This is a genomic window from Pseudomonas sp. MS646 (genome assembly GCF_036693845.1).
Classification (GTDB): Bacteria; Pseudomonadota; Gammaproteobacteria; order Pseudomonadales; family Pseudomonadaceae; genus Aquipseudomonas; species Aquipseudomonas chlororaphis_E.
The window spans coordinates 503,730-526,305 of record NZ_CP144763.1 but is presented as its reverse complement, the minus strand read 5'-3'; the positions used below and the strand labels follow the sequence as shown (position 1 = coordinate 526,305).

The following is a 22,576-nucleotide window of genomic DNA, read 5'->3' as shown; positions in this document are numbered from 1 at the left end:
AATGGCATCACATAACCCCGTCAGATAAAGGTTTCCACCGAGACGCCGAAACGCTCGGCCAACCAACGGATCTGCCGCACGTTGAGTTGGCGCTTGCCGCTCAGCACCTCCGACACCACCGATTGGGTACCTACCCCAGGCAGGTCGCTCTGGTTCAGCCCATGTTCACGCATCAGATAACGCAACGTCTCGACGCCGCTGGCCTTGGGCATGGGACGATGCTGATGATCCCATGCCTCGATCCATTCGCCGATGATGTCCACCAGGCTCATAAGTGGATGGGTTTCGTCTTCGCCGATCCGCTCCAATAATTCATCCAAGGCCCCGGCCAGCCGATCGTAATCGTCTTCACTCCTGGGTTTGCGCAGCAGAGGCGACACAAACTCCCAATGGGCGGCGACTTGCTCAATCAGTGCACTCATCCCTTTTCCTCCTTCCACTTACCTTTATCGTACGCTTGATGGTCCAACACGCTCTTGATGTACAAACGCCGGGCCCGATAGCGAACCACGGCGATCAATCGCAATTTATTGCCACCGATGTCGAACACATGGAGCGGCCCGACTTTGTCGATGGCAGGAAAAATCGACTTCATCGCTGCAAAATCGATCGGATTGTTGCGCTTGATCAACCGATACCATTGATCCAACGCGCTGGCTGAATGTGGCCATCGCTCCTTGGCCTCCCAGATACGCTTCTCAGTTATCACATGCATGCAATGTCCTTATCGCACTTTGCTATAGAGGAGTTAAACATAGATCGAGCTCATCGCAAATCGCGATAATCCCGAGTAGACAAGCGGTTGCCAAAGTGCAACTTCAGCCTAGCGACCGCAGACGCCACCCTCCGGCTGAAAATGTGAGCAGGTGTGAGACTTGCGCACACCTGCAACCCATCGAACACGCCCTGTGTTCTGCGCTAGGCCATGTCACTGCGACTGAATTCCTCGGCCAGGAAGTCAATCAGCGTACGCACCGACGGCAGCAACCCGCGCCGTGAGGCGAAGATCGCGTGGACGATCCCGCATTTGGGCGTCCAACCCGGCACCAGTTCCACCAGGCGACCGGCCGCCAGGTCCTCGCGCACCACCACGTTGGGCAGGTGGGCGATGCCGACGCCCGCCAGCACGGCGTGACGCAGGGCCAGCAGGTCGTCGGTGACCATGCGCGGTGCGTGACGAATCAACGCACTGGCGCCGTCCGGGCCGAACAGCTCCCACTGGTATTCCCGCTGCGCCGAGCCCCAATGCACGCTGGGCAGCCCATTGAGGTCCGCCGGGGAAGCGGGTGACGACAAGCGCTCGCGGTACATCGGGCTGCCCACCAGGCATTGGGTGCTGTTGCCCAGCACCTTCATGACCATGTCAGTGTTTTCCAGCGGCGGGAAGCGCACCCGCAGGGCAATGTCGAACCCTTCGTGGATCAGGTCGACCCGGCGGTTGGTGCTCTCGATGAACAGCTCCACCCGCGGGTACTGGAGCATATAGCGGGTCAGCATCGGCCCGACCCAGCTGTTGAGCAACGCCGTCGGGCAACTGATGCGCACCAGGCCCTGGGGCTCGGAGCGGTTGCGCTCGATCACTTCGGCCGCGCTCTCGGCCTCGACCCGCATTGCCAGGCAACGCTGGTAATAGGCCTGGCCGATCTCCGTCAGCGTGCAGTGGCGGCTGGTGCGGTGGATCAACCGCACGCCGAGCCGCTCCTCCAATTGGGCAACACGCCGGCTGAGCTTCGACTTGGGCATGTCCAGCGCCCGGCCAGCGGCGGCGAAACCACCGTGCTCCACCACTTGGGTGAAGTAGTACAGCGTGTTGAGGTCTTCGATGATCGTTCTCCAAATAGAACGCTAAGGCGGATTTTTGCAGTCTAGCGCATCAAAGGTGTCGCTTTTAATCTATATCCATCGCTTAGGAACACCTTCACACCCGTTAATCACGCCGAACCGATCGGCACCCAAACTTGAGAGGATTCACCATGACCACTTCCTACAACCGCCTGGACAAAGACAACGCCGCCGTTCTGCTGGTGGACCACCAGGCCGGCCTGCTGTCGCTGGTGCGCGACATCGACCCGGACCGCTTCAAGAACAACGTGCTGGCCCTGGCCGACCTGGCGAAGTACTTCGAGCTGCCGACCATCCTTACCACCAGCTTCGAAACCGGCCCCAACGGCCCGCTGATGCCTGAACTCAAGAACCTGTTCCCGGATGCGCCGTACATCGCCCGCCCCGGCCAGATCAACGCCTGGGACAACGAAGATTTCGTCAAGGCGATCAAGGCCACCGGCAAGAAACAACTGATCATCGCCGGCGTCGTCACCGAAGTCTGCGTGGCCTTCCCGGCGCTGTCGGCCCTGGCCGAAGGTTTCGAGGTGTTCGTGGTCACCGATGCCTCCGGCACGTTCAACGAGCTGACCCGTGACTCGGCCTGGGACCGCATGTCCACCGCCGGCGCTCAATTGATGACCTGGTTCGGCCTGGCCTGCGAGCTGCATCGCGACTGGCGCAACGACGTGGAAGGGCTGGCGACGTTGTTCTCCAACCACATCCCGGACTACCGCAACCTGATGACCAGCTACAACACACTGACCAACGCTAAATAACAGCGACGTCGTACACAATGTGGGAGCGGGCTTGCTCGCGAAGGCGGTGTATCAGTCGACATCCAGGTGTCTGATACATCGCCTTCGCGAGCAAGCCCGCTCCCACATGGGTTTTCGGTGGTTTCTATATAGTGTTCAATCTGTGCCAATGATTTTTCCGGGAGACTGACCTGATGCTGATCCCCTGCCCCCACTGCAACGGGCTCAACCGCATACCCGCCGAACGCCTCGGCGACCAGCCCAAGTGCGGGCGGTGCAAGGCCCCCGTGCTGTCGAGCGAACCGTTCGAACTCAAGCAAGGCGATTATGCCAGCCAGATCAAGGGCGACCTGCCGTTGTTGGTGGATGTGTGGGCCGACTGGTGTGGGCCGTGCAAGGCCTTCGCCCCCGTGTTCGAGCAAGCCGCCGCGCGACTGGTGGGCAAATGCCGGCTGGCCAAGCTCGACAGTGAGGCCAACCAGGCGTTATCGGCGCAATTGGGAATCCGCTCGATTCCCAGCCTGATTCTGTTCAAGGACGGTCGGGAAGTGGCGCGCCAGAGCGGGGCGTTCCCGTTGCCGCAACTGATGGCCTGGTTGCGCAGCCAGGGGATTTGAAGCCACCTCATTGTGGGAGCGGGCTTGCTCGCGAATACGCTATGTCATCCAAAGCTTGGGTGGCTGATACACCGCATTCGCGAGCAAGCCCGCTCCCACAGAGGGTTATGCTCGGATTCAGGCGCTTTCCAGCATCCCATGCAACTCGACGAACTGCTGGGTCAGCTTGTGCCGTGGGTCCAGGTGGATCAGCGGCAGGCTGGCCTGGTGGGACTCGCGCATCCGCACCGAACTGCTCAGGTACACCGGCAGCACCGGCAGGCCCTCGGCAATCAGTTCGTCCAGGATCTGCTGGGGCAGGCTGGCGCGGGCCTGGAATTGGTTCACCACGATGCCTTCGACTTCCAAGCCCTCGTTGTGGTCGTCCTTGAGCTCTTCGATTTCCGCCAGCAGGCCATACAAGGCCTGCCGGGAGAAGCTGTCGCAGTCGAAGGGTATCAATACACGATCGGCGGCAATCAACGCAGAAACCGCATAGAAGTTCAACGCCGGCGGCGTATCCAGGTAAATCCGGTCGTAGTCCTCCTCCAACTCTTCGAGCAGTTTGCGCAACTTGTTGATCTTGTGTTTCGCCTCGAGCTTGGGCTGCAAGTCCGTCAGCTCAGAGGTGGCGGTGATGACGTGCAGGTTGTCGAACGGGGTTTCGTAGATGTCCACCTTGTTCTTTTTCGAGAAGGGCCCGGACGACAGGGTCTGCTTGAAGAAGTCGGCGATGCCCATGGGAATGTCGTCGCCCGTCAGGCCGGTCAGGTATTGGGTGGAGTTGGCCTGGGCATCCAGGTCCACCAACAGCGTGCGATAACCCTCGCTGGCGCTGACCGCCGCCAGATTGCAGGCGATGCTGGACTTGCCCACGCCACCTTTCTGATTGAACACCACACGCCGCATGACAAGACCTCCGTGTATCAAAGATTCCCGAGTGTAGTTGGCCGCAGCCCCGCTTCGCTACCTTCTACGTAGAAGGACTACAGCATCAGTGGCTTTTTCCAACAAGGCGACGTCCATAAGCGCCGGGAATGACAGAAAACACCGGCAGACAGGCGGGCTCCGATCACCAGAATGAGCCGTCCCTCACATTAAGCGGACCAACCGGTACATTTTGCTGGGCAAAATGTAACCAGTATTTGCTACAAGCCAACCGCACCGGGATAATGCGCGCCACTTGGGTCGCAGGACCGTGCAGGGTTGGACGCGGGTCAGATCGCTGACCGTGACAAATAAAAAGCCCGCAGGGGTGGGGTGAACGCTTTTGATCAACTTCAACATCGCCCAATGGCGCGCGTGGGCCCCTGGGCTCGAAAGCGTGGACGATTGGCAGGCGTGGAGCCGACAGCCGGTCGTGCTGGCCGCCAGCGATGCCGCCCCGGACGTGTCGTTCCTGCCCGCCATGCAGCGCCGGCGCCTCAGCCGCCTGGCGCGGATGGCCTTCAGTGTCGGCTGGCCCCTGGCCGAAGACCGGCCGGACCTGCCGTTGGTCTTTATTTCCCGCCACGGCGAAACCCCACGCACATTTGAGATTCTCAAGGACCTGGCGGCCGACCAACCCTTGTCGCCGACCCAGTTCAGCTTGTCGGTGCACAACGCCGTGATCGGGCTGTGGTCGATCATGCGGGGCGAAACCAGCGAAATGACTGCCCTGGCCGCCACTGGCGACGGGCTGGAGCACGGCGTGCTGGAAGCCGCCGCGTTGCTGAACGAAGGGGCGCCGGCGGTATTGCTGGTGATCACCGAAGAACAACCGCCGCAGGTCTATGCGCCGTGGGTCGACGACGTACCGTTCCCCTACGCGCTGGCACTGCTGCTGACCCGCGGCGACGACTGGCAACTGGACCTCGCCGCCCAGGACGGACAACCGCCGGGCAGCGAGTGGCCCCATGCCCTGGACCTGGTGCGTACGCTGCTGAACCACCAAACCACCTGCCAACATGCCTGGAAGAATCGTCTATGGACCTGGCAACGCAACCGGTGACCGGTAAACAACGCGACGCCTACTATTGGCGCCTGGTCGCGACCGCCGCAAGCTTTGCCCTGTTCGGGTTTGGCGGGTTGTGCCTGCGCCTGCTAGTGTTCCCGTTGCTCGCCTGCCTGCCCGGCGATGCCCAGGCCCACCGGCACAGAGCCCGCCGCACGGTCGGGCGATTGTTCTGGTGCTTTATCCGCTTCATGGCCCGCACCGGGGTGCTCACCTACCAGATCGACGGAGCCGAACGACTCGGCCGGCCCGGGCAGATGATCATCGCCAATCACCCGTCGCTGATCGACGTGGTGTTCCTGATCGGGCTGGTGCGCGACACCAACTGCGTGGTCAAGCAAAGTCTGTGGGACAACCCTTTCACCCGCGGCCCGCTGCGCTCGACCCAGTACATCAGCAACGACGGCAGCATGGACATGCTCGATGCCGCCAGCAACGCCCTGCAAGAGGGCCAGACCCTGATCGTCTTCCCCGAAGGCACCCGCACCCAGCCAGGCGAAGCGCCGGCATTTCATCGGGGCGCGGCCGCCATCGCGCTGCGGGGTGCGAAAATCCTCACGCCCGTGACCATCAAGGTCAGCCCCACCACCCTGACCAAGGCCGAACCCTGGTATCGCATTCCCGCGCGCCGCGTGCATTTCAGTTTCCGGGTCGGTGCCGATATAGACCCACAGGCATTCGCCGCGCTCGGCCCGCCGCCGCAAGCGTCGCGCAGGCTCAACGATTTTCTGCATCACTATTTCATCAAGGAGCTCGCCGAAGATGAGCGATCTGCACCGTGACATCAAACAGCTGATCATCGACGCCCTCGGCCTGGAAGACATCGGCATCGACGACATTGGCGACCACCAGACCCTGTTCGGCGAAGGCCTGGGCCTGGACTCGGTAGATGCCCTGGAGCTTGGCCTGGCGATCCAGAAACAGTACGGCATCAAGATCGACGCCGACGCCAAGGACACCCGTAACCATTTCAGCAATGTGGCAAGCCTTGCGGCCTTCGTCACTGCAAAACGCCCCTGAGACCGGACCATGCAAACTCGTGACGACATTTTCAACACCCTTCGCGATGCTCTGGTCGAGCTGTTCGAGCTGGACCCCGATCGCGTGACCCTGGAATCGAACCTGTACCAGGACCTGGAGATCGACAGCATCGACGCGGTCGACCTGATCGATCACATCAAGCGCCAGACCGGCAAGAAGATTGCCGCCGAGGAATTCAAGTCGGTGCGCACCGTCAACGACGTGGTCGAGGCGGTCTATCGACTGGTCCAACCGGCCGCATGACCCGGCTGATTGGCCTCAGCCTGCTGCTGGCGGGCCTGCTGTACCCCTTTGCGGTGTATTTCGGCATGGAGCACTTCGCCCCATGGCAGTTCGGACTGCTGCTGGGTAGCTTGTGGTTGGCACGGGCCCTGCTCGGCAGGGGCGGGCCCGGCAGCCATTGGATGGCGGCCACGGCGATCGGCTTCTGTGCCTTGCTCGCGTGGTTCGACAGCCCGGCCCTGCTGCGTTGGTACCCGGTGCTGATCAGCGCGTTCATGCTGGGGCTGTTCGCCCTGAGCCTGAAGTACGGTCCGCCGATGATCGAACGCCTGGCCCGCCTGCGCGAGCCGCAGTTGCCAGCCCGGGCCGTGGTGTATACGCGTCAGGTCACGTGGGCCTGGTGCGTGTTTTTCCTGTGTAACGGTTTGCTCGCCGCTGCCCTGACCCTCTGGGCGCCGCTGAGCTGGTGGATGTTGTACACCGGCCTGATTTCCTACGGATTGATGGGGCTGCTGTTTGCCATTGAATGGCTCATACGACAACGGGTAAGAGGCCGCCCATGAATTGGATAACACTTGAGCAGATGCTGCTCGAGGCTCAGCCGGAGCGTGCCGTCGCGGTCGCCCCGGCACTGGATCATGCGCAACTGCGCGACGCCGCGCTGCGCCTGGCCGCTGGCCTGCAAGCCCGGGGCGTGCGACATGCGGCCGTCCACCTGGAGGACGCCGCCGACCTCGCCATCACCCTGCTCGGTGCCTGGCGCGCCGGAGTGCGCGTGCTGTTGCCCGCCGACCTGCAAGCGCAGACCCGCCAGCGTTGGGCGGCGGAGGTCGACCTGTGGCTGACCGACCAGCCCGGCGACACTCACCCCGATGACGTGCAACAGGCGCCGATGACCGCCGCCCCGCTGGACCTGGACCGCTGCTGGCTGAGCCTGTGCACCTCCGGCTCCAGCGGCGAGCCCAAGCGCATCGAGAAAACCCTGCGCCAGTTGAGCAACGAGGTCCACGCCCTGGAGCAACTGTGGGGCGCCGAGCTCGGCCCGGCCTGCATGATCGGCAGCGTCGCCGCCCAGCATATCTATGGTTTGCTGTTCCGCGTGTTGTGGCCACTTTGCGCCGGGCGCACGTTCGTGCGTCGACAGTTGGCGTTCCCGGAAGACCTGCAACGCGCCAGCCGCGAGCATCCGGCTTTTGCCTGGGTCGCCAGCCCGGCGCTGCTCAAGCGCATGGGCGACAACCTCGACTGGACAGCCCTGAGCGCCGTGCGCCGGGTGTTTTCTTCCGGCGGCGCGCTGCCGTCCGACGCCGCGCACAGCTTGCAGCAGCGCCTGGGACAATGGCCGACGGAAATCTTCGGCAGTTCTGAAACCGGCGGCATCGCCTGGCGCCAGGGCGCTGAGCTGTGGCAACCCTTCGCCGACGTCGAACTGAGCCAGGACAGTGACGGCGCGCTGCTGATCGCCTCGCCCTACTTGCCGGCCGGGCACGTGGAACACAGCGCCGACGCGGCGCGAATCGCCGAGGATGGACGCTTCGAGCTGCTCGGGCGGCTGGACCGGATCGTCAAGCTCGAAGAAAAACGCATCTCCCTGCCGATGCTGGAACAGGCCCTGGTGGCCCACGACTGGGTCAGCGAAGCCCGGCTGGGGGTGGTGCAGGAAAATCGTGCCTCCCTCGGCGCGTTGGTGGTGTTGAGCGAAACCGGCCTGCGCACCTTGCGCAACCAGGGCCGCCGCGCCGTGACCGAAGGCTTGCGCCGCCACCTGGGCGAACATTGCGAAACCCTGGCCTTGCCACGGCGCTGGCGCTGGCTGCGGCAGATGCCGCTCAATGCCCAGGGCAAGCTGCCCCAGGCCGAAGTCGAAGCGTTGCTGCTGGCACCCCGTCCCAAGGCCCCGGAAGTACTGGCCCAGGTCGAAAGCGACGGTGAGTGGAACCTGCAACTGCGGGTGCCGCCGGACCTGGCCTACTTCAGCGGCCACTTCCCCACCGCACCGGTACTGCCGGGGGTGGTGCAGGTCGATTGGGCCATGAGCCTGGGCCGGCAACTGCTGGACCTGCCACCCCGGTTCGCCGGCATGGAAGTGCTCAAGTTCCAGCAACTGGTGCGCCCCGGCGATGAACTCCAGCTGCACCTGCGTTTCGACGGTGAACGCGGCAAGCTGTACTTCGCCTACCGCAACGATACGGCGGCGTGCTCCAGCGGGCGGATTGTGCTGGGGGCGGCTGATGACTGACTCGCATGTCTGCATCACTGCCCCGTGGCGAGGGCGCTTGCTCCCGCTCGAGTGCGCAGCGCTCACTTCAGAAAAGCGGGGGGCTGCTACGCAGCCCAGCGGGAGCAAGCTCCCTCGCCACAGGGGAACGTCGGAGGCCAGGAACCATGCATAACCCCTGCGCCGTCATCCCCGTCTACAACCACGAAACCGCCATCACGGCGGTGGTCCAGGCGTTGCTCGCCCATGGCCTGCCCTGCGTACTGGTGGACGACGCCAGCAGCCCGTCCTGTGCGGCGGTGCTGGAACGCCTGGCCGAGGATGAGCGGGTGCATCTGGTCAGGCTGGCGGTCAACCAGGGCAAGGGCGGCGCCGTCATGACCGGGCTGCGGGAAGCATCACGCCTGGGCTTCACCCACGCCTTGCAGGTGGATGCCGACGGGCAGCACGACCTCGGCGACGTGAACACCTTCATCGAACAGTCCCGCGCCTACCCCGACGCCCTGATCTGCGGTTACCCGCACTACGATGCCAGCGTGCCGAAAGGCCGGCTGTACGCACGCTACCTGACCCACGTGATGGTCTGGATCAACAGCCTGTCCCTGCAAATCCGCGACTCCATGTGCGGCTTCCGGGTCTACCCGCTGCCCCCGACGCTGGCGCTGATCGGCTCGGCCAACATCGGCAAGCGCATGGATTTCGATTCGGACATCCTGGTGCGCCTGGCCTGGCGCAACCAACCGATGCGCTGGCTGCACACCCGGGTGCATTACCCCCAGGACGGTGTCTCGCACTTTCGCCTGTTCCACGACAACGTGCTGATCTCCAGCATGCACACCCGGTTGTTCTTCGGCATGCTGGTGCGCCTGCCGCTGATTCTCTGGCGACGGTGGCGGGCATGAGCCTCGACGCGGACAAACAACACTGGGCCGACCGCCAGGAGCGCGGCAGCTTCTGGCTGATGAAACTCACCGCGTTCGCCGCCAAGGTCCTGGGCCGGCGCCTGCTGACGCCGGTGCTCTACGGCATCGTGCTGTACTTCTTCATTTTCGGCCGCAGCGCTCGCCAGGCCGCCTGGCAATACCAGCAACGCCTGGCCGAATGGAGCGCGCGTCCCGAACTGCGTCCGACCCGCCGGCGGGTGTTCGGGCAGTTCATGGCGTTCGCCGACTCCCTGCTCGACAAGCTCGATGTCTGGAACGGCAAGCTGAGCATCGAGCAGATCGAGATCGTCGACACCGCGCTGCTGCGCAATCACCTGCGTGACGCCCGTGGGCAGATGCTGGTGGGCGCGCACCTGGGCAACCTGGAAATGTGCCGGGCCCTGGCCGAGCTGGGCGAGAAGGTCACCATGAACGTGCTGGTGCACACCAAGCACGCCGAGCAATTCAACCGCTTGCTGGGCGAAGCCGGCGCCACGCACCTGCGCCTGATCCAGGTCAGCGAGCTGGACCCGGCCGTGATGCTGCAACTGAGCGAGCGCCTGGAGCGCGGCGAGTGGCTGGCGATTGCCGGCGACCGCGTGCCCCTGCACGGCGGACGCAGCGTGACCGTGGACTTCATGGGCCACCCGGCCGCCTTTCCCCAGGGACCGTGGCTGATGGCCGGCCTGCTCAAATGCCCGGTCAACCTGCTGATGTGCCTCAAGCACGAGGGGCGCTACCGCGTCACCCTCGAGCCTTTTGCCGAAGCCGTGGTGTGGAAACGCAGCGAACGCGAGCAAGTGATCGCCCACTGGGCCGGCCGCTACGCCGAGCGCCTGGCGCAATTCTGCCTCCAGGGGCCCCAACAGTGGTTCAACTTTTACCCTTTCTGGAAGACCGATGACGATGCCCACTCTTGAGCCGGTAATCTTTGGCGAACGCCCCTTGCGCATCGAAGAGGTGCTGGCCCTGGCCAACCGTCAGGCGCCGACGCAGTTGCAGGACGACCCGGCATTCCGCCAGCGCATCGCCAAGGGCGCGCAGTTCCTCGACTCCCTGCTGGACAAGGAAGGCGTGATTTATGGCGTGACCACCGGCTACGGCGATTCCTGCGTAGTGGCGGTGCCGCTGCACCATGTCGAGGCCCTGCCGCGTCACCTCTACACGTTCCACGGCTGCGGCCTGGGCAAGCTGCTGGACGCCCAGGCCACCCGCGCGGTGCTGGCCGCACGCTTGCAGTCGCTGTGCCACGGTGTGTCCGGGGTGCGGATCGAATTGCTGGAGCGCCTCCAGGCCTTTCTCGAACACGACATCCTGCCGCTGATTCCGGAAGAGGGCTCGGTCGGTGCCAGCGGCGACCTCACGCCACTGTCCTACGTGGCAGCGACGCTCTCCGGCGAACGCGAGGTGATGTTCCGGGGCGAACGTCGGCAGGCCGCCGATGTGCACCGCGAACTGGGCTGGACCCCACTGGTGTTGCGCCCCAAGGAAGCCCTGGCGTTGATGAACGGCACCGCCGTGATGACCGGGCTGGCGTGCCTGGCTTTCGCCCGGGCCGATTACCTGTTGCAACTGGCCACCCGCATCACCGCGTTGAACGTCGTCGCCCTGCAAGGCAACCCGGAGCACTTCGACGAACGCCTGTTCGCCGCCAAGCCGCACCCGGGGCAGATGCAGGTCGCCGCGTGGCTGCGCCAGGACCTGGCGATCGACGCACCGACCGCGCCGCTACATCGCCTGCAAGACCGCTACTCCCTGCGCTGCGCGCCCCACGTGCTCGGCGTGCTGGCCGACAGTCTGAACTGGCTGCGCGCGTTCATCGAGACCGAACTCAACAGCGCCAACGACAACCCGATCATCGACGCCGAAGCCGAACGGGTGCTGCACGGCGGGCATTTCTACGGCGGTCACATTGCCTTCGCCATGGACAGCCTGAAGAACCTGGTGGCCAACGTCGCCGACCTGCTCGACCGGCAACTCGCCCTGCTGGTGGACGAGCGCTACAACCATGGCCTGCCGAGCAACCTGTCGGGCGCCAGCGCCGACCGGGCGATGCTCAACCATGGCTTCAAGGCTGTGCAGATCGGCACCAGCGCCTGGACCGCCGAAGCCTTGAAGAACACCCTGCCGGCCAGCGTGTTCTCGCGCTCCACCGAATGCCACAACCAGGACAAGGTGAGCATGGGCACCATCGCCGCCCGGGACGCGATCCGGGTACTGGAACTGACCGAACAGGTCGCCGCCGCCACGCTGCTGGCGGCCCACCAGGGCGTGTGGCTGCGCAGCCGTGCCGAAGACGCACGACCGCTGCCGCCGGCCCTGGCCGCCATGCACGCCGAACTGGCCGAGGATTTCGCCCCGGTGATCGAAGACCGTGCCCTGGAAGGCGAACTGCGCCTGTGCCTGCAACGCATCGCCGAGCAACACTGGAGGCTGCATGCGTAGTCAGGGTGTGTTGCACGTAGAGACACAGGTCGTCGTGCCGTTTTTCGACGTCGACTCGATGAACGTGGTCTGGCACGGCCATTATGTCAAATACCTGGAAGTGGCCCGCTGCGCCTTGCTCGACCAGATCGGCCACAACTACAACGACATGCTCGAATCCGGCCACGCGTGGCCGGTGATCGACCTGCAACTGCGCTACATGCGCAGCGCGGTGTTCGGCCAGACGCTGACCGTACGCGCCAGCCTGGTGGAATGGGAAAACCGTCTGAAGATCAATTACCTGATCAGCGACGCCAGCACCGGCGAACGCCTGACGCGGGCCAGTTCGGTGCAGGTGGCGGTGGAGATCGCCAGCCGTGAAATGCTGCTGGCCTCGCCGCGGGTCTTCGTCGAAGCCGTTGAAAGGATGCTGCCATGAAACGCCTGTGCACCTGGTTGTTGCTGTGCTGCCTGTCGCCTTTGGCCCAGGCGTTCGACCTGCAACAGTTGAGCGAGCAACTGGCCCGCCCGGAGGTGATCCACGGCCCGTTCATCCAGGAAAAACACCTGCGCGCCCTGCCCCAGCCGCTGATCAGCAAGGGCCGCTTCGTCCTGGCGAAAAACCACGGCCTGCTCTGGCTGCTGCAAACCCCGCTGCAACAGGACTACCGCATCACCGCCCAAGGCATCGCCCGACGAGACGGCAATGCCTGGCAAATGCTGCCAAACAAGAGCGCTGGCGCCGAACAGAACCGGCTGTTCCTGGCGGTCCTGCAGGGCGACAGCAGTGGCCTGCTACGGGATTTCGAACTGAGCCTGGCGGGCGAGCCGCAGCAATGGAAGCTCACCCTGACCCCGCGTTCGGTGTTGCTCAAGCAGGTGTTCAACCAGATCAACATCGAAGGCGGCGAACTGGTACAGCGCATCGAGCTGATGGAGACCCAGGGCGACCGCACGGTGCTGCGCATGCAGGACAGCGTCGCCACGCAACCCTTGAGCGAAGCGGAGCAACATGACTTTGCGAAGTGAACGCAGGCTTCCAAGGCTGTTCCTGATCCTGCTGCTGGCGGTGCTGGCGCTTGCCGGTTGGCAATGGCGCCACGGCGCGCCGCTGTCGGCCAACCTGATGGAACTGGTGCCGGGCGTTTCGCCCGATGCCTTGGAGCTCGTCGCCGAGCAACGCATGCAAGAACCGCTGAACCGCGAAGTGCTGGTGCTGGTCGGTCACGCTGACCGCCCGCACGCCATCGCCCTGGCGCAAGCGCTCGGCCAGCAGTGGCAGGCCAGCGGCCTGTTCGACAAGGTCCAGTGGACGTTACAGGCCGACCTGCCTGCGCTGCGCACACAGTTGCTGGACGGACGCCTGGCGATGCTGTCGACGGCGGACCGGCAGCAACTGATCGACCAACCCCAGGCGTTCATCCAGCAACGGGTGCAGGCGTTGTTCGACCCGTTCAGCGGCTTCAGCCTGGTGCCCAGCCAGGACGATTGGCTGGGCCTGACCGGCCGTATCCAGAACAGCCAACCCCAGCGCGGCGCCATCCAACTGGACGTGGGCAGCGGCGCGCTGGTCGCCGATGCCGACGGCAAAAGCTGGGTGATGCTGCGGGCCCGCACCCGCGGCAACGCCTTCGACATGAACCTGCCGTTGCAAGTGGCCGACCTGCTGCAACGCAGCCGCGATCAGGCGACCCAGGCCCAGGGCCAACTGCTGGCGGCCAGCGGCCTGCTGTATGCCGCCGCCGGCCAGCAACAGGCCTCCCGGGAAATCACCTGGGTCGGTGGTGGCGCCACGGTGGGCATCCTGTTGCTGCTGTTGCTCGCCTTCGGACGCCTGCGGGTGTGGCTGGCGTTCGTGCCGGTGCTGGTCGGCATGCTGTTCGGCACCGTGGCGTGCGTGGCGCTGTTCGGCCGCATGCACGTCATGACCCTGGTGCTGGGTTCCAGCTTGATCGGCGTGGCGGTCGACTACCCGCTGCACTACCTGTCCAAGAGCTGGAGCCTCAAGCCATGGCGCAGTTGGCCGGCCCTGCGCCTGACCCTGCCAGGGTTGAGCCTGAGCCTGATCACCACCTGCATCGGCTACCTGGCCCTGGCCTGGACACCGTTCCCGGCCCTGACCCAGATCGCCCTGTTTTCCGCCGCCGGGCTGCTCGGTGCCTACTTGAGCGCGGTGTGCCTGCTGCCCGCGCTGCTCAAGGGCGCCGACCTGCGCCCCGCCCAATGGCCGCTGCGGCTGTGCGAGTGCCTGCTCCAGGCCCGCGAAGCCTTGCTGGCGCGGGTAGCCACGCCCATTCTGCTGGGGCTGCTGCTGGTCTTTTGTGCCGGCGGCCTCTGGCACCTGTCGACGAAAAACGACATTCGCCAGTGGATCGGTACGCCCCAGCACCTCACTGACGAGGCCCGCGAGGTGGCGCGCATCACCGGGTTCCAACCCACCAGCCAGTTCTTCCTGATTCGCGCCGACAACCAGGCCCAGTTGCTGGAGCGCCAGACCGCCCTCAACGAACGGCTGGACCAGCTCGTCGGCCTGGAAAAACTCCAGGGCTACCTGTCGCTCAACCAACTGGTCAGCCCGCCGGCCGAACAGCAGAGAGTCCGCGAGGCCCTGGCCCGGCTGCCGGCGTTCTGGCAACCGTTGCTGGACCTCGGCGTGCCGGTCGCGGCACTGCAGGCGGAGCTGGCGCAATTGCAGGCGCTGCCAGTGCAAGACATCGACGCCGCGCTGACCGGACCGTTGGCCGAGCCGTACCGCACCCTCTGGCTCGGCCCGACCGCCCAGGGCGTGGCGGCCATGATCAGCCTGCAAGGCTTGAACGACGCCGCGCTGTTGCGGGTACAGGCCGTGGACCTGCCCGGCGTGCAACTGGTGGATCGCCTGGACGACCTGAATAGGGTCTTTGCCGCCACGCAGATCAGCGCCGCCGAGCTGAAACTGGCCTCCTGCGCGCTGATCGTGCTGGTACTGATCTGGCCCTTCGGCCTTGGCGCAGCCTTGCGCATCGTCGCCCTGCCGCTGTTGGCGGCGTTGTGCAGCCTGGCGAGCCTCGGCTGGCTGGGGCAGCCGCTGACCCTGTTCAGCCTGTTCGGCCTGTTGCTGGTGACGGCCATCGGCGTCGACTACGCGATCCTGATGCGCGAACAGATCGGTGGCGCCGCCGTGAGCCTGCTGGGCACCCTGCTGGCGGCGGTCACCACCTGGCTGTCGTTCGGGCTGCTGGCGCTGTCCAGCACCCCGGCGGTGAGCAACTTCGGCCTGGCGGTAAGCCTGGGGCTGGCCTTCAGCTTCATGCTCGCGCCATGGGCCGGGCACCGGGCCCACAATGCCGTCCTGGAGCCCGCGTCATGATGATCCTGCTGTTCTGGCTCATGGCCCTGGGTTTGTTTGCCGCCGCCACGCGCCTGGGCCGGCGGTTCGGGCTGATCCCGATCGTCAGCCAGTTGCTGCTGGCAAGCCTTGGCCTGCCGTTGCTGATGTATTTCTGGGTCGAGCCCGGCTGGCAACTCAGCGGCGCACAACTGGTGTCGCCGTTGTGGCTGAAGAACCTCTACAGCCTCGCGTTTGCCGTGTTGCTGGGGCACATCCTCAGCGACGTGATCGACCTGCGCCTGGACCGTCAGAGCGTGAAGATCGCCCTGCCGAGCTTCGCCGTGCCGTTTGCCTGCGGCCTGGCGACGGCGCTCTGGCTATTGCCAGCACAACCCTGGATCAGCTCCCTGGCCGTGGGCCTGCTGTTCGCAATTACCGCGATCCCCGTGCTGTACCTGTACCTGCGCCACATCGACTACCCGCCTGCCGCTACCCGGCGGCTGGTGCAAACGGCGATCCTCATCGACCTGGCCTGCTGGAGCCTGTTCGGCCTGGCCCAGGGTAGCCTGCACTTGGGCAGCCTGTTGCTGCCTCTGGCCGGTGCCTGCCTGCCGCTGGTGTTGCGCCTGCTGGGCTTGCGCCAGCCGTTGCTGCACAGCGGCCTGTTCTTCGCGCTGTTGGTGGTGGCTGAGCATTACCGGCTCAACGCGCTGATCGTCGGCATCGGCTACCTGCTGTGCATGGCCGCGCTCAAGGTGCCGCTGGTGCTGCCGCTCAACGCGGCCTGGATGCAGGGCTTGCAGACCTACCTGGCCATCCCGCTGATCCTTACGTTCGGCATCGTCCAGATCAACGTCCACAGCGTCCTCGACAGCCTCGGCGCCCTGCAACTGGCGGCGTTGCTGCTGTTGCCGATTGCCAGCAAACTGTTGGGCAACTGGCTGGGGCTGGGATGGGCCGGCGCGTCGTTCGCCGGTGCCAGTCGCTGGCGTGAAAGCGTCTTGCTGAATATCCGCGGCTTGAGTGAAATCGTGTTCCTCAACCTGCTCTTGCAACAACAGCTCATCAGCCCGGCGTTGTACTTCACGCTGATGCTGATGGGGCTGATCGCGACATTGCTGCCGGCCGTCGCCGGCTTCCACCGTCTACCCTTGATTGCCGCCCCGGCCAGGAGCCCCCGTGCCAACAGTTGAAATGGAACGTCGACAGGTCGTCATCATCGGCGCAGGCCCTTCCGGCGCCATCGCCAGCGCCTTGCTCAAGCGCAAGGGCCACGACGTGCTGGTCATCGAGCGCCAGCATTTCCCACGCTTCTCCATTGGCGAGAGCCTGCTGTCCCACTGCCTGGATTTCGTCGAGGAAGCCGGCATGCTCGAGGCGGTCAATGCCGCCGGGTTCCAGCGCAAGAATGGCGCGGCATTCGCCTGGGGCGAGCGCTACAGCGCCTTCGATTTCGGTGACACGTTCAGCGCCGGCAAACCCACGACCTTCCAGGTGCAACGCGCCGACTTCGACAAGTTGCTGGCCGACCAGGCCGCGCTGCAAGGCGTGGAGATCCGCTATGGCCAAGCCATCACCCAGGCCGATTTCAGCCTCGACCGGCCACAACTGGCGGTGCAGCGCGAAGACGGCAGCGAGTACCGGGTGCAGGCCGATTTCGTCCTCGATGCCAGTGGCTACGGTCGGGTCCTGCCACGTCTGCTGGACCTGGAAGCGCCGTCGAACTTCCCGGTGCGCCAAGCGGTGTTCACTCACATCGAGGATCGCATCGACGCGCCGACGTTCGACCGGGAAAAAATCCTGATCACCACCCACCCCACCCAGCGCGACGTGTGGTTCTGGACCATTCCGTTCAGCGACGGACGCTGCTCGGTGGGCGTGGTGGCGGCCGCGGAGCATTTCGCCGGCCGCACCGACGACCTCGATGCCTGCCTGCGCGGTTTCATCGACGAAACCCCGAGCCTGGCCGGCGTGTTGCGCAACGCGGTGTGGGACACCCCGGCGCGGACCATCGGCGGTTACTCGGCCAATGTCAAAGCCCTGCATGGCCCGGGCTTCGCCCTGCTGGGCAACGCGGCGGAGTTCCTCGACCCGGTGTTTTCCTCAGGGGTGACCATCGCCATGCGTTCGGCGAGCATGGCCGCCGACGTGCTGCATCGCCAGTTGCAAGGCGAAACCGTGGACTGGCAAGGCGAATTCGCCGAGCCCCTCAAGCGCGGCGTCGACACCTTCCGCTGCTATGTCGAGGGCTGGTACGCCGGCACCTTCCAGGACGTGATTTTCTACACCGAAGGCTCGGCCGACATTCGCCGCATGATCAGCTCGATCCTGGCCGGCTACGCCTGGGATGAGCGCAACCCGTTCGTCAGCGAGCCCAAGCGCCGCCTGCGCATGCTCTCGGACATCTGCGCGAGCCCGACACCATGAACTACCTGAGCGACAACTACGTAGAAGAGACCCGCTTCGGGTTCTGGTTCCTGCGCAGCCACACCTGGCAACACCACGTGCTGCGGGTGGCGATCAATGACCTGCGCGGCCTGTTCAACAGTCCGCTGCCAACCGCCCCGGTGCTGTTGGACGCCGGCTGCGGCCAGGGCAAGTCGTTCCAGTACCTGCGCCAGGCGTTCGCACCGCAGCGCCTGATCGGCGTCGACGCCGACCCCCACAGCCTAGCACTGAGTGCCGAGGAAGCCGCGCGCCAGGGCATGGCCGTGGAGCTGATCGGCAGCGACTGCGCGCAACTGGCGGTGCCGGATGCCAGCGTCGACCTGCTGTTCTGCCACCAGACCTTCCACCACCTGGTGGAACAGGAAAAGGCCCTCGCCGAGTTCCATCGGGTGCTCAAGCCCGGCGGCTACCTGATGTTCGCCGAATCCACCGAAGCCTACATCGACACCTGGGTGATCCGCTGGTTGTTCCGGCACCCCATGCACGTGCAGAAAAGCGCCGCGCAATACCTGGACATGATCCGCCACCAGGGTTTCCAGTTCGAGCCAGCCAACGTCTCCTACCCGTACCTGTGGTGGAGTCGCGCCAAGGACTTCGGCCTGCTGGAGCGCTTTGGCCTGCGCCGCCCCAAGCCGTTCGGCGAACGTGAGGAAACCCTAGTCAACGTGGTAGCCCGCAAGCCGCTCGAAGGGGCCGGCGAATGATCCGCACCGCCTTTCGCAACGCCCTGCTGGTCGGCTGCCTGCTGTTGCTCGGCGCCTGCGCCAGCCGTGTGCCGCTGCCCGAGCAGACGCCAACCCTGGCCCTCCCGATGCAATTGCACATCGAACGGCAACTGGCCGGGCAACGCCTGGACTGGTTGCTGGTGATCCAGCGCGAAAGCACCGGCATTCGATGGTCGATGATGGACCCGCTGGGCATTCCGGTGGCCCGTCAGCGCCTGGTCGATGGCGCGTGGCAAGCCGACGGCCTGCTGCCGCCCAACGCCGAGGCCCGCGAGCTGTTCGCCGCCCTGTTGTTCGCCCTGACGCCTGCCGCCGAGTTGGCCGGCAACTACCCGAGCGCCCGGCAGCAGGGAGCGCAACGCAGCCTCGACCCTCGCTGGCAGGTGCGCTACCAGCAGCCGCAGGCTTTTGACCTGAGCCTGCCCCAAGGCCTGCACTACCGCATCACACCGTTGACCGAGAACGCGCCATGACCGCCTATTTGAATGCCCTGGGCGTGATCTGCGCCCTGGGCCGCGACAAGCGCACCGTGGCGCGCAACCTGTTTGCCGGCGACTGCTCGGGCGTGCGCGTCGAAGCCGGCTGGGTCGCTGAACGGGCATTGCCGGTCGCCGCGGTGACGGGCGAGCTCGCGGCCATCCCCCCGGCACTGGCCGCGCAAAACAGCCGCAACAATCAGCTGCTGCTGGAAGCTGGCTTGCAGATCCGCCCTGACATCGACCGGGCCATCGAGGCCTACGGTCGCGCGCGCATCGGCATTGTGCTGGGCACCAGCACCTCGGGCATCGACGAAGCCAGCCAGGGCATCGCCCATTACCTGCGCGAGCAGCGCTTTCCAGAGGGCTACGACTACCAGCAACAGGAACTCAGCGCGCCGGCCAATTTCCTGTCCGACTGGCTCGACCTGGGCGGTCCGTCCTACGTGATTTCCACCGCCTGCACCTCCAGTGCCCGCGCCTTGATGAGCGCGCGCCGCCTGCTGGACCTGGGCCTGTGCGATGCGGTGATCTGCGGCGGGGTCGACAGCTTGTGCAAGCTGACCCTCAACGGCTTTTCGGCGCTCGAAGCGGTGTCGAGCGAGCGCTGCAATCCGTTTTCGGTGAACCGCAGCGGCATCAACATTGGCGAAGCGGCAGTGCTGTTCCTGATGAGCAGGACGCCCGGCGCTGGCCCCTCGATTGCCCTGCTGGGCGATGGCGCCAGTTCCGATGCCCACCATATTTCCGCCCCGGAGCCCAGCGGCCGCGGTGCCCGCCAGGCCATGGAAAAAGCCCTGCGCAGCGCCGGCCTCGACGCCGGCCAGATCGACTATCTGAACCTGCACGGCACTGCCACCCAACACAACGACGCCATGGAGAGCCAGGCCGTGGCCGGGCTGTTTCCGGCAGGCGTGCCCTGCTCGTCCACCAAGCCCCTGACCGGCCACACCCTCGGCGCCGCCGGGGCCCTGGAAGCGGCGTTCTGCTGGCTGGCCCTGAGCGCCGACAACACCGCCCAGGCCCTGCCACCGCACGTCTGGGACGGCCAGGCCGATCCCGAGCTGCCGGCGCTGGACCTGGCCCAGGCCGACAGCCGCCTCAACCCGACTTTCCCGCGCCGCCTGATGAGCAACTCATTCGCCTTCGGTGGCAACAACGTCAGCCTGATTATCGGAGACGCCCCATGATTGACTGGCCGCTCGCCGAACTGCTGCCCCACGCCGGCGACATGATCCTGATCGACCGGGTCGTCGCCTTCGATGACGAGCAGATCCATACCCGTACCCTGGTCAAGCCTGGCGGCCTGTTCAGTCGCGACGACGGCGCCTTGCCGGCCTGGGTCGGCATCGAACTGATGGCCCAGAGCGTGGCCGCGTTTGCCGGCTGCCATGCGCGCCAGCGCGGCGATGCCGTGGCGCTGGGCTTCCTGCTCGGCACCCGCAAGTTCGAGTGCAACGTCGAGCACTTTCCAGCCGGCACCGAGTTGGCCATCCACGGTGTGCGCTCGCTGGAAGACGACAACGGCATGGGCGTGTTCGAATGCCATATCCATGCGCCCGGCATCCATGCCACCGCCCGCTTGAACGTGTTCCGCCCACCCCAGGCCGCCCATTACCTCAACGAACCGTCCGCAACAGGAAACCTGCCATGACTGAATCCGTACTGGTCACCGGCTCCAGCCGTGGCATCGGCCGCGCCATCGCCCTGCGCCTGGCCCAGGCCGGGCACGACATCGTGCTGCATTGCCGCAGCGGCCGCGCCGAGGCCGAAGCCGTCCAGGCCGACATCCAGGCACTGGGCCGCCAGGCGCGGGTGCTGCAATTCGACGTCAGCGACCGCGCCGCCTGCAAGGCCATCCTGGAGGCCGATGTCGAGGCCCACGGCGCCTACTACGGCGTGGTGCTCAACGCCGGGCTGACCCGCGACGGCGCCTTCCCGGCCCTGAGCGAAGACGACTGGGACACGGTGATGCGCACCAACCTCGACGGTTTCTACAATGTGCTGCACCCGGTGATGATGCCGATGATCCGTCGGCGCGCTGCCGGGCGGATCGTGTGCATGACCTCGGTATCGGGGCTGATCGGCAATCGCGGCCAGGTCAACTACAGCGCCTCCAAGGCCGGCTTGATCGGCGCGGCCAAGGCGTTGGCAATCGAACTGGCCAAGCGCAAGATCACCGTCAATTGCGTCGCGCCCGGGCTGATCGACACGGCCATGCTCGATGAAAACGTACCCGTGGAAGAACTGATGAAGATGATCCCCGCCCAGCGCATGGGCACCCCGGAAGAAGTGGCTGGCGCGGTGAATTTCCTGATGTCCGCCGAAGCCGGCTACATCACCCGGCAGGTCCTGGCCGTCAACGGAGGCTTGTGCTGATGAAGCGCGTCGTTGTCACCGGCATGGCCGGCATCACCTCCGTGGGCAGCGATTGGGAAACCATCGCCGCCAACTTCGCCGCCAACCGCAGCGGCATCCGGCACATGGAAGAGTGGGACCGCTTCACCGAACTGAACACCCGCCTGGCCGGGCCGATCGACGACTTCCAGGTCCCGGCCCACTGGACGCGCAAGCAACTGCGCAGCATGGGCCGGGTTTCACGCCTGGCGGTGGCCGCGGCGGAACAGGCCCTGGCCGATGCGGGCCTGTTGGGCGACGAGTCGATCAAGGACGGGCGCATGGGCGTGTCCTGCGGCTCGTCCACCGGCAGCACCGACGAGATCAAGGCGTTTGGCAACATGCTGCTCAACAGCGTGGCCGAAGGCCTGAATGCCAACTCCTACGTGCGGATGATGCCCCACACCACGGCGGCCAACATCAGCATTTTCTTCGGCCTGACCGGGCGCCTGATCCCCACGTCCAGTGCCTGCACCAGTGGCAGCCATGGCATCGGCTATGCCTATGAGGCGATCAAGTTCGGACGCCTGCCACTGATGCTCGCCGGCGGCGCCGAAGAACTGTGCCCGACCGAAGCGATGGTCTTCGACGCGCTCTACGCCACCAGCCTGAAAAACGACGCGCCGCAAACCAGCCCGCGCCCCTACGACAAGGGCCGCGATGGTTTGGTGATCGGCGAAGGCGCCGGCATGCTGGTGCTCGAAGAACTGGAGCACGCCTTGGCCCGGGGCGCGCGGATCCACGCCGAGATCGTCGGCTTCGGCAGCAACGCCGACGGCCAGCACGCCACCCGTCCCGAACTGAGCACCATGCGCCGGGCCATGGAACTGGCCCTGGAAGACGCGGGCCTGGCGCCTGGTGCCATCGGCTACGTCAACGGTCACGGCACCGCGACCGAACAGGGCGACATCGCCGAAACCCTGGCCACCAGCAGCCTGTTTGGCGAACGCATGCCCATCAGCTCGCAGAAAAGCTTCCTCGGCCACACCCTGGGCGCCTGCGGCGCGCTGGAATCGTGGTTCAGCATCGAAATGCTCAACCGCGACCTCTACGTACACACCTTCAACCTCGACGAGGTTGATCCCGAATGCGGCAAGCTTGATTATCTGCGCGACGCGTTCCGGCCGATGAGCCATGAATACGTGATGAACAACAACTTCGCCTTTGGCGGGGTCAATACTTCGCTGATTTTCCGCCGCTGGCGCTGAATCGGATTCAACTTCC

Annotated in this window: 26 protein-coding genes; 22 read left to right on the top strand and 4 right to left on the bottom strand. The window is 65.2% G+C overall.

Translation table 11 applies throughout. From position 1 onward, the window contains the following. Nucleotides 1-20 precede the first annotated feature (20 nt). The 3 genes from V3H56_RS02295 to V3H56_RS02285 all read right to left on the bottom strand — a co-directional run bounded on the left by V3H56_RS02295 (nt 21) and on the right by V3H56_RS02285 (nt 1,824). Nucleotides 21-422, bottom strand: a complete 402-nt coding sequence (locus V3H56_RS02295) for a transcriptional regulator (protein WP_042727917.1) — start codon at nt 420-422, stop codon at nt 21-23. Beyond that, on the bottom strand, nt 419-715 hold the full coding sequence (locus V3H56_RS02290) for a type II toxin-antitoxin system HigB family toxin (protein ID WP_047736099.1): 297 nt from the start codon (nt 713-715) through the stop codon (nt 419-421). The genes V3H56_RS02295 and V3H56_RS02290 overlap by 4 nt, the downstream gene beginning before the upstream one ends. Before the next feature lie 203 nt (nt 716-918). Beyond that, complete coding sequence (locus V3H56_RS02285; RefSeq protein ID WP_199925096.1) at nt 919-1,824, bottom strand: LysR family transcriptional regulator; 906 nt, start codon at nt 1,822-1,824, stop codon at nt 919-921. A 149-nt stretch (nt 1,825-1,973) separates the two neighbouring features. Here V3H56_RS02285 and ycaC point away from each other — a divergent pair, with 149 nt between their 5' ends. Next, a complete protein-coding gene (ycaC, locus tag V3H56_RS02280; RefSeq protein WP_042727920.1) occupies nt 1,974-2,600 on the top strand; it encodes an isochorismate family cysteine hydrolase YcaC in 627 nt (208 codons plus the stop codon). Nucleotides 2,601-2,773: 173 nt separating this feature from the next. Beyond that, a complete protein-coding gene (gene trxC / locus V3H56_RS02275; RefSeq protein WP_047736101.1) occupies nt 2,774-3,196 on the top strand; it encodes a thioredoxin TrxC in 423 nt (140 codons plus the stop codon). 117 nt (nt 3,197-3,313) lie between these two features. Here the strand turns inward: trxC and V3H56_RS02270 are convergent, their stop codons facing one another. Continuing rightward, entirely contained in the window at nt 3,314-4,084 is a 771-nt protein-coding gene (locus tag V3H56_RS02270; protein ID WP_042727922.1) for a ParA family protein, read from the bottom strand. Nucleotides 4,085-4,445: 361 nt separating this feature from the next. On the opposite strand from V3H56_RS02270, the gene V3H56_RS02265 reads away from it, so the two are divergent. The 20 genes from V3H56_RS02265 to V3H56_RS02170 all read left to right on the top strand — a co-directional run bounded on the left by V3H56_RS02265 (nt 4,446) and on the right by V3H56_RS02170 (nt 22,560). Further along, nucleotides 4,446-5,165: a beta-ketoacyl synthase chain length factor gene (locus tag V3H56_RS02265; RefSeq protein WP_042727923.1), complete on the top strand. Its 720-nt coding sequence runs from the start codon at nt 4,446-4,448 to the stop codon at nt 5,163-5,165. Continuing rightward, entirely contained in the window at nt 5,141-5,950 is an 810-nt protein-coding gene (locus V3H56_RS02260; RefSeq protein ID WP_042727924.1) for a lysophospholipid acyltransferase family protein, read from the top strand. Before V3H56_RS02265 ends, V3H56_RS02260 begins: the two co-directional genes overlap by 25 nt. Continuing rightward, nucleotides 5,931-6,188 (top strand): phosphopantetheine-binding protein, encoded by a 258-nt coding sequence (locus V3H56_RS02255; RefSeq protein WP_042727925.1) that lies wholly within the window; start codon nt 5,931-5,933, stop codon nt 6,186-6,188. The genes V3H56_RS02260 and V3H56_RS02255 overlap by 20 nt, the downstream gene beginning before the upstream one ends. Nucleotides 6,189-6,197: 9 nt before the next feature. Next, entirely contained in the window at nt 6,198-6,452 is a 255-nt protein-coding gene (locus V3H56_RS02250) for an acyl carrier protein (protein WP_047736102.1), read from the top strand. Continuing rightward, on the top strand, nt 6,449-6,994 hold the full coding sequence (locus tag V3H56_RS02245) for a membrane protein (RefSeq protein ID WP_047736103.1): 546 nt from the start codon (nt 6,449-6,451) through the stop codon (nt 6,992-6,994). The genes V3H56_RS02250 and V3H56_RS02245 overlap by 4 nt, the downstream gene beginning before the upstream one ends. Next, nucleotides 6,991-8,670, top strand: coding sequence for an AMP-binding protein (locus tag V3H56_RS02240; RefSeq protein WP_047736104.1), 1,680 nt, complete (start codon nt 6,991-6,993; stop codon nt 8,668-8,670). The genes V3H56_RS02245 and V3H56_RS02240 overlap by 4 nt, the downstream gene beginning before the upstream one ends. A gap of 146 nt (nt 8,671-8,816) precedes the next feature. Then, complete coding sequence (locus tag V3H56_RS02235; protein WP_047736105.1) at nt 8,817-9,551, top strand: glycosyltransferase family 2 protein; 735 nt, start codon at nt 8,817-8,819, stop codon at nt 9,549-9,551. Next, the gene (locus tag V3H56_RS02230; RefSeq protein ID WP_047736106.1) at nt 9,548-10,492 is read left to right on the top strand and encodes a glycosyl transferase; all 945 of its coding nucleotides are present in this window, start codon (nt 9,548-9,550) and stop codon (nt 10,490-10,492) included. The genes V3H56_RS02235 and V3H56_RS02230 overlap by 4 nt, the downstream gene beginning before the upstream one ends. Then, nucleotides 10,473-12,017 (top strand): aromatic amino acid ammonia-lyase, encoded by a 1,545-nt coding sequence (locus V3H56_RS02225; RefSeq protein ID WP_042727930.1) that lies wholly within the window; start codon nt 10,473-10,475, stop codon nt 12,015-12,017. Before V3H56_RS02230 ends, V3H56_RS02225 begins: the two co-directional genes overlap by 20 nt. Continuing rightward, nucleotides 12,010-12,435: an acyl-CoA thioesterase gene (locus V3H56_RS02220; protein ID WP_042727931.1), complete on the top strand. Its 426-nt coding sequence runs from the start codon at nt 12,010-12,012 to the stop codon at nt 12,433-12,435. The genes V3H56_RS02225 and V3H56_RS02220 overlap by 8 nt, the downstream gene beginning before the upstream one ends. Continuing rightward, nucleotides 12,432-13,025, top strand: a complete 594-nt coding sequence (locus V3H56_RS02215) for an outer membrane lipoprotein carrier protein LolA (protein ID WP_042727932.1) — start codon at nt 12,432-12,434, stop codon at nt 13,023-13,025. The genes V3H56_RS02220 and V3H56_RS02215 overlap by 4 nt, the downstream gene beginning before the upstream one ends. Continuing rightward, nucleotides 13,009-15,345, top strand: a complete 2,337-nt coding sequence (locus tag V3H56_RS02210) for an MMPL family transporter (protein WP_047736107.1) — start codon at nt 13,009-13,011, stop codon at nt 15,343-15,345. Before V3H56_RS02215 ends, V3H56_RS02210 begins: the two co-directional genes overlap by 17 nt. Beyond that, complete coding sequence (locus V3H56_RS02205; protein WP_047736108.1) at nt 15,342-16,499, top strand: hypothetical protein; 1,158 nt, start codon at nt 15,342-15,344, stop codon at nt 16,497-16,499. Before V3H56_RS02210 ends, V3H56_RS02205 begins: the two co-directional genes overlap by 4 nt. Next, a complete protein-coding gene (locus V3H56_RS02200; RefSeq protein ID WP_047736109.1) occupies nt 16,486-17,733 on the top strand; it encodes an NAD(P)/FAD-dependent oxidoreductase in 1,248 nt (415 codons plus the stop codon). Before V3H56_RS02205 ends, V3H56_RS02200 begins: the two co-directional genes overlap by 14 nt. Beyond that, nucleotides 17,730-18,458, top strand: coding sequence for a class I SAM-dependent methyltransferase (locus V3H56_RS02195; RefSeq protein WP_047736110.1), 729 nt, complete (start codon nt 17,730-17,732; stop codon nt 18,456-18,458). The genes V3H56_RS02200 and V3H56_RS02195 overlap by 4 nt, the downstream gene beginning before the upstream one ends. Next, nucleotides 18,455-18,952: a hypothetical protein gene (locus V3H56_RS02190; RefSeq protein WP_047736111.1), complete on the top strand. Its 498-nt coding sequence runs from the start codon at nt 18,455-18,457 to the stop codon at nt 18,950-18,952. The genes V3H56_RS02195 and V3H56_RS02190 overlap by 4 nt, the downstream gene beginning before the upstream one ends. Further along, the gene (locus V3H56_RS02185; protein ID WP_042727938.1) at nt 18,949-20,145 is read left to right on the top strand and encodes a beta-ketoacyl-[acyl-carrier-protein] synthase family protein; all 1,197 of its coding nucleotides are present in this window, start codon (nt 18,949-18,951) and stop codon (nt 20,143-20,145) included. Before V3H56_RS02190 ends, V3H56_RS02185 begins: the two co-directional genes overlap by 4 nt. Further along, a complete protein-coding gene (locus tag V3H56_RS02180; protein WP_042727939.1) occupies nt 20,142-20,609 on the top strand; it encodes a hotdog family protein in 468 nt (155 codons plus the stop codon). The genes V3H56_RS02185 and V3H56_RS02180 overlap by 4 nt, the downstream gene beginning before the upstream one ends. Next, nucleotides 20,606-21,334, top strand: coding sequence for a 3-oxoacyl-ACP reductase FabG (gene fabG / locus V3H56_RS02175; RefSeq protein ID WP_042727940.1), 729 nt, complete (start codon nt 20,606-20,608; stop codon nt 21,332-21,334). The genes V3H56_RS02180 and fabG overlap by 4 nt, the downstream gene beginning before the upstream one ends. Further along, nucleotides 21,334-22,560, top strand: a complete 1,227-nt coding sequence (locus V3H56_RS02170) for a beta-ketoacyl-ACP synthase (RefSeq protein ID WP_212803307.1) — start codon at nt 21,334-21,336, stop codon at nt 22,558-22,560. Before fabG ends, V3H56_RS02170 begins: the two co-directional genes overlap by 1 nt. The last annotated feature ends 16 nt before the right edge of the window (nt 22,561-22,576 follow it).